This window comes from Bartonella refiksaydamii, assembly GCF_902652675.1.
Lineage (GTDB): Bacteria > Pseudomonadota > Alphaproteobacteria > Rhizobiales > Rhizobiaceae > Bartonella > Bartonella refiksaydamii.
This window is the reverse complement of sequence record NZ_LR736326.1, coordinates 1-6870: the sequence shown is the minus strand read 5'-3', so window position 1 is coordinate 6870 and position 6870 is coordinate 1. Positions and strand designations below refer to the sequence as shown.

The window sequence follows — 6870 nt, the reverse complement described above, 5'->3', positions numbered from 1 at the left end:
CGTCAATGATAACGATAATGCCTCTTTAAACGAAAATACTTGTTTAAAAGCCATTCCTTATGAACAAGCCTTGCAACAAAATGGGTGGGGAGAATTACAACCGATCGAGAATGCTCTTTTACCCGTCGAGCCTTTTAATCCATTACAGCTGCCAATGTCATTCATGAACTATATTTATGACGTTTCAGAGCGTCAACAAGCTCCAATGGATTTTATTGCTGTCTCTGCTCTCTGTGGTTTGGCTGCTGTCATTGGCAATGGCGTACGGATTTCTCCAAAACAACATGATGATTGGACAATTGTTCCTAATCTCTGGGGCGCTCTTATTGGTCAATCGTCAACCATGAAAACACCAGCCATGAAAGCCGCTTTAGCTCCTATCACTTGTCTTCAAAAAGAATGGTATAAAGAGTGGTTAAAGCAGAAAGAAAGACTAGAAATTGAAGAGAGACTTGAAACTTTAGACAAACGAGAAAAGGAAAAACAAGCCCATAAAGCGCTTAAAAAAGGAGAGTGTGAAACCGCCCGTGCTCTTTTGTATGAAACTCTCTCTAAAGACAATGCGCATGATAATGATGTCTCTCGTTTTATCGTCAATGATGTCACTGTTGAAAAGCTTGGGGAACTCTTAAAAGAAAACCCCCGCGGTCTCTTAATGGTGAGTGATGAATCGTCTGGTTTTTTAGCCAATCTGGAACGAAGAGAATATCAAACAGACCGTGCTTTTTATCTAACAGCTTTTAATGGAGATGATCAATTTATCTATGACCGTATAGGGCGTGGAACCATTTTTATCCCTCATGTCACTTTATCCATAATTGGAGGCATTCAACCTTCACGCATTATTCCCATTATTCAAGCAATGAATTGTGGAAAAAATATGACGGTTTACTGCAACGGTTTCAAATTCTGGTGTGGCCCGATGAAAATCAAGAGTGGCAATTGGTTGATAGACCTCCCAATCAAGAGGGCTGGCAAAAACATGAAAAAGTGTTTCGTTCTTTTCGTGATAAACGACTAGGTTCTCCAGAACATCCACTGATCATGCGTTTTATGCCAAAAGCACAAGTAAAATTTTATGAATGGCTGGAGCATCTTCATAAAGAGGCAAAAAGGGGTCATTTCTCAGAAAGCTTACAATCGCATGTTTTGAAAATGCCCAAAACCATAGCAAGCCTTGCGTTAATTTTTGAACTTCTTGACAGTGGTCGTTTTGAAATTGGACTCTATGCCATCACAACAGCCTTGCGTTGGTCAAACTATCTGTTAAGTCATGCCAAACGTCTTTATGCGGCGCATGATACATTAACAGCAGAGCGTGCAAAATTGATTGTCGAACGCTGTGATCATTTACCCGATGTTTTTACTTCACGTGATGTTTATAAACGTGATTGGAAATGTTAAAAGGACAATGAAGCCGTTAAGCAAGCTTTAGAGCTTTTATGCCGCTGTAACTATATTCGTGAAATCTCTGGAGACAATAACTCCCAAGGCGGTCGACCTACCATACGCTATAAATAGAATCCTTTAGTGAAAAGTGATAAGACATCACAATAGGCAATCTGAAAATCTTATGAAAGATTAAACAATATAACAGTGAACCTTCAAAGCACTCTCCATCATTAGTTTTTGAGGTTTTTTGGGGGGGGTAAGAACTTACAAAACCTATCTATAAAATAGTTCAAAATAAACATTCTGATATTTTAATGCACATAGTGCATTTGTCTTTTTTCCATAAAATAAACAGCAAATTTCACTATTTTGCTGATCTGACCTCTCTCATAGCCTGTGGATAAACAGCCTTTAAAAACCTATTTTGAAAGAACTATCCGCTTTTTTAGCATTTTTCTGCATTTTTTCTCAATTCGTTCAAAATGGATTTAATAAGCTTCGTTTTGATTCTTTTGATAAGAATTAATCCTATCATACGAAAAAGGAGCTCTGTTGTAATATGCTTCACCATCATCATTCTGATAACAAACATGTCACTTTACGCTCTTTGTTAGAATATTATCGTCAACAAGCAAAATCACCCCGTGAATTGGGAACATTGTTTGAAAATCTTGTAAAAGCTTATTTATCTGAAGACCCTTTACAAAAGCAGGAATACGAAAAGGTTCAGACTTATTTGGAGTGGGCTAAGGAGCATGATGAAGATGGACGTGATATCGGCATTGATCTGGTCGCTACAATCCGTGATCAAGGAGGTTATGCGGCTATTCAATGTAAATGCTATGATGCTTCTCATTGTATTAAAAAAGAAGATATTGATAGTTTTATAGCAGCTTCTGGCAAAAAAATCTTCACCCGTCGTATTCTGGTTGATAGCACGGAAACAGATTGGAGTGATAATGTCGAACTGACTTGTGAGGGGCAAGAAGTTCGTATTCAACGCATAAACCTTTTTGATTTAGAAAACAGTCAAATCGATTGGGGGGCATATAAAGAAAAAGGACAAGCCGTCCTTAAAGAGCAACCAAAAAAAAAGCTTTTAGATCATCAGAAAGAAGCACTGAAAGCTGTTTGTGAAGGTTTGCAAGAAGCAGACCGTGGCAAGCTGATTATGGCATGTGGTACGGGAAAAACTTTCACAAGCCTTAAGATAGCAGAACAAATAGCAGGAAAAGGCAAGCGTGTGTTGTTTCTGGTACCCTCCCTTGCTTTGATGTCACAAACAATCCGTGAATGGACCCTTGATACAGAAGTGCCCTTGCGTTCCTTTGCGGTATGTTCAGATACACAAGTGGGCAAGCGTCGTAAAGGGAAACATGATGATGAGGCTAGTCTCGATGCCTCTGATCTTGTCTTGCCGGCTACGACCGATGCGCAAGCACTTGCGCGTAAAGCCAATAAGACTTCTCTTGATGTGATGACCGTGGTCTTTTCAACTTATCATTCCATTCAAGTGATTTCGGATGCACAAAAGGAATATGATTTACCCGAATTTGATCTGATCATTTGTGATGAAGCACACCGTACAACGGGTGTTGTATTGGGAACAGACAAGTATGAATCTGAATTTATCAAGGTTCATGATAACAACATCATTCAAGGCAAAAAACGTCTGTATATGACAGCAACGCCCAAGATCTTTGCTGATAGTGCTAAAAAACAAGCTCATGAAATGAATGGCATTTTAGCGTCTATGGATGATGAAGCCCTCTATGGAAAAAATCTTTACACCTATACATTCTCAAAAGCCGTTAAGAATGAACTCTTAGTTCCTTATAAGATTATTATCTTGGGTGTTAATGAAGAGGAAGTGAGTGAATCCATTCAACATCTGATGACAGATGAGAATTATGAACTTACTCTTGATGATAAAACCAAGATCATCGGCTGTTATCAAGCCCTTGCCAAAATAGATCTAAAAGTTGATTTGAGTGATGACCCTAACCCTATGCGGCGGGCTTTGGCTTTTTGTAGAGATATTAAGACCTCTGAACGTATCCGTGATACATTCAATTCTCAAGAAATACAGAAAGAATTGTATAATCTTCATAAGCTTTATAAAGAGACACCGCCTCTTCAGTGTACCTTTGCGCATATTGATGGAACACAAAGTGCCAAGAAACGCAATGAAGCTCTTGATTGGTTAAAGGAAGATGTGGGGGAACATGCCTGCCGTGTGCTCACCAATGTAAGATGTTTGTCTGAAGGAGTAGATGTTCCTGCTCTTGATGCGATCATGTTTTTACACCCGCGCAAAAGCCAAGTGGACGTAATACAGGCGGTGGGGCGTATCATGCGGCGTGCCAAGGGCAAGAAGAGAGGCTACATCATTCTACCCGTTGGGGTTCCTGCTGGGATTTCTGCTGAAGAGGCTTTAAAATACAACAAGAGATACAGTGTTGTTTGGCAAGTGATCAATGCTTTGCTTTCCCATGATGAGAATTTTGAAGTAACCCTTAACCAGATGATTTTAGATCAAGACGTAAGTCATACTTTAGAGATTGTTGCCTTAAAGAGTATGACCACGGTTGAAGATAAAATCCATGTTTATGAGAAACCAGAAAGCGCGGGGCTTGAGATTGGAAAAGCAGCTTATGAACCACAACGCTATATTCATAGCGTAACAGGAAGATTACCTTTTTATAAAGAGTTTCCCAATGCCCTTAAAACCCTTTTGGCTAAGAAATTTACCCTTGCCGATTACTGGGGCATATGGGCTGGCAATGTTGCTGAAATTGCTCAAAACCATATCAATCGTCTTAAAGATATACTTTCTGATGAAACCAGTGAAGCTTTTCACGCTTTTGAGAGTTTTTATAAAGAACTCAAAAACAACTTAAACAGTGAAATAAAGCAAGAGGAAGCGCTTGAGATGTTAGGACAACATCTTGTGACGCGCCCCGTGTTTGAAGCCTTGTTTGAGGGCAATGAATTTGTCCAAAACAATGCTATCTCACAAGCGATGGAAAAGATCTTAACAGAACTGGATAAAACCAATATTGAAGAGGTATCTCAAGAATTACAAGAGTTTTACGACAGCGTAAAGTTCCGTGCCTCTGGGATTACCTCCCCCCAAGCAAGACAAAACCTTATCATCAAACTATATGAGGATTTTTTTACCAAAGCATTTAAGAAAACCACGGATAGGCTTGGGATTGTTTATACGCCCGTTGAGGTTGTCGATTTTATTATTCATTCTGTTGATGATGTTTTACGCAATGAGTTCGGAAAAAGCTTGGGATCACGTGGGGTTTCTATCCTTGACCCTTTCACTGGAACAGGTACCTTTATCACACGGTTATTACAATCAGATCTCATAAAACCAGAGGATATGGAATATAAGTTCCGTCATGATATTCATGCCAATGAGATTGTCTTGCTTGCCTATTACATAGCAGCTATTAACATTGAATCGACTTACCATAGTCTTATGAAAGGTGAGTATATCCCTTTCAAGCATATTGGTTTGGCTGATACGTTTCGGATGCTTGAAGAAAAAAATCTGCTGCAAAAATTATTTAAAGAAAACAGTGAATATTTAGAACATCAGAAAAAACTGGATATCCAAGTTATCTTTGGCAACCCTCCTTATTCAACAGGGCAAAAAAGTGCTAATGATAATGCAAAGAATACATCTTATCCGATATTAAATGACCGTATTGCTGAAACTTATGCTGTTCAATCTAAAGCAAGCCTTATGCGAAATCTTTATGATAGTTATATCCGTGCTATTCGTTGGGCTAGTGACCGTATTGATAATGCTGGAGTTATCGGCTTTGTTTCTGGTTCTGGTTATATAGAAAAATCAACAATGGGCGGTTTACGAAAATCTTTAGCCAAAGAATTTACCAGTATTTACGTGCTTAATTTACGGGGGGATATTCGTAAAAACATGTTAAGCAATGGGAAAGCTCAAGAAGGTGAAAATATTTTTGGCAATGGAAGTATGACTGGTATTGCTGTAACACTATTTATCAAAAATCCCAATGTTTCTGGAGGGTGTAAAATTTATTATCATGACATTGGTAATAATCTTTCCACCGAAAGAAAACTTGAGATGCTTCAATACTTTGGTAGTGTTGGTGGTATTGCACGTGAAGACGGGTGGAAAATAATTACACCAGACAAGCACGGTGATTGGATACATCAACGTGATGACAGTTTTGAGAGGTTTATAGCATTAGGAGATAAGAAAGATCATAATAAAAAGCTCTTTGAAACGTTTTCTTGTGGTATTGTCACTAGTCGCGATGCATGGGCATATAACTCAAGCCGTGAAGTTTTAGCAAAAAATATGAGTAACATGATTGATTTCTATAACAGCGAGGTGAAACGTTTTAATGATGCTTATGGACATGTTGATCGCAGAATACGTAAAAATGCTGTAGACAATTTCATCAATACAGATGAGAGCAAGATAAGTTGGAGCCGTGCACTTAAAAAAGATTTGGAAAAAGGAAAGAATTTTGAATTTGAGACTACATGCATTACGCAAAGTTCATATCGTCCTTTTACACAACAATGGCTTTATTATAACCAGAGTTTCAATGAAATGGTTTTACAAATGCCGCGGATATTTCCAATGGGGCAAGTAGTCGAAAATAAAGTAATACAAATTACAGGCATAGGAACACGAAGCGGTTTTTCTGTGTTGATGGCTAAGAATTTGCCTAATCTAGATGCAATAGAAAAATGTCAATGCTTTCCACGCTACATTTACCAAAATACTACGATCTCAAAAAATAAAAATGAAAAACAGTCACATTTGTTTGCAAATGCTACAGAAGAAAGCAAAAATGCTGATTTACAACGGCGTGATGCCATTACGGATGAAGGGCTAACCCATTTTAAAACTGCTTATCCGAATGAAACAATCACTAAAGATGATTTATTCTATTATATTTACGGAATTTTACATTCAGAAGATTATCGTACACGTTATGCTGATAACCTCTCTAAAGAATTGCCTCGCATCCCTTGTGTAAAAAGTGCTGATGATTTTTGGAAATTTGTTACAGCAGGGCGTGAACTTGGTCATTTGCACGTGAATTATGAAACTGTAGAACCCTATCCTGTTACCTTTAAAAAAGGCAATCCAAAACTGACTGATATCCAAAATCCTGAAAAATTCTATTATGTAACTGGAATGAAATTCGCAAAAGCAGGTAAAGAGAAAGATAAATCGACTGTTATTTATAACAGCAATATCATCATGACAGATATCCCTCTTGAAGCTTATGAGTATATCGTCAATGGTAGACCCGCCCTTGAATGGGTTATGGGGCGTCAATGCGTCAAGACAGATAAAAAGAGCGGTATTGTTAATGATGCCAATCGCTATGCTGTTGAAACCATTGGCAACGCTGCCTACCCTCTAGAATTGTTTCAAAGGGTTATTACCGTAAGTTTAGAAACAAT

Annotated in this window: 1 protein-coding gene and 1 pseudogene; both read left to right on the top strand. The window is 38.3% G+C overall.

The features are described 5' to 3' along the window. Positions 1-1521 (top strand): annotated as a pseudogene (locus GQO39_RS09320) (YfjI family protein); the annotation flags it as partial. A gap of 430 nt (positions 1522-1951) precedes the next feature. Then, positions 1952-6870: DEAD/DEAH box helicase (locus GQO39_RS07810; protein WP_156851679.1), on the top strand; the 4919-nt coding region annotated here is incomplete at its 3' end.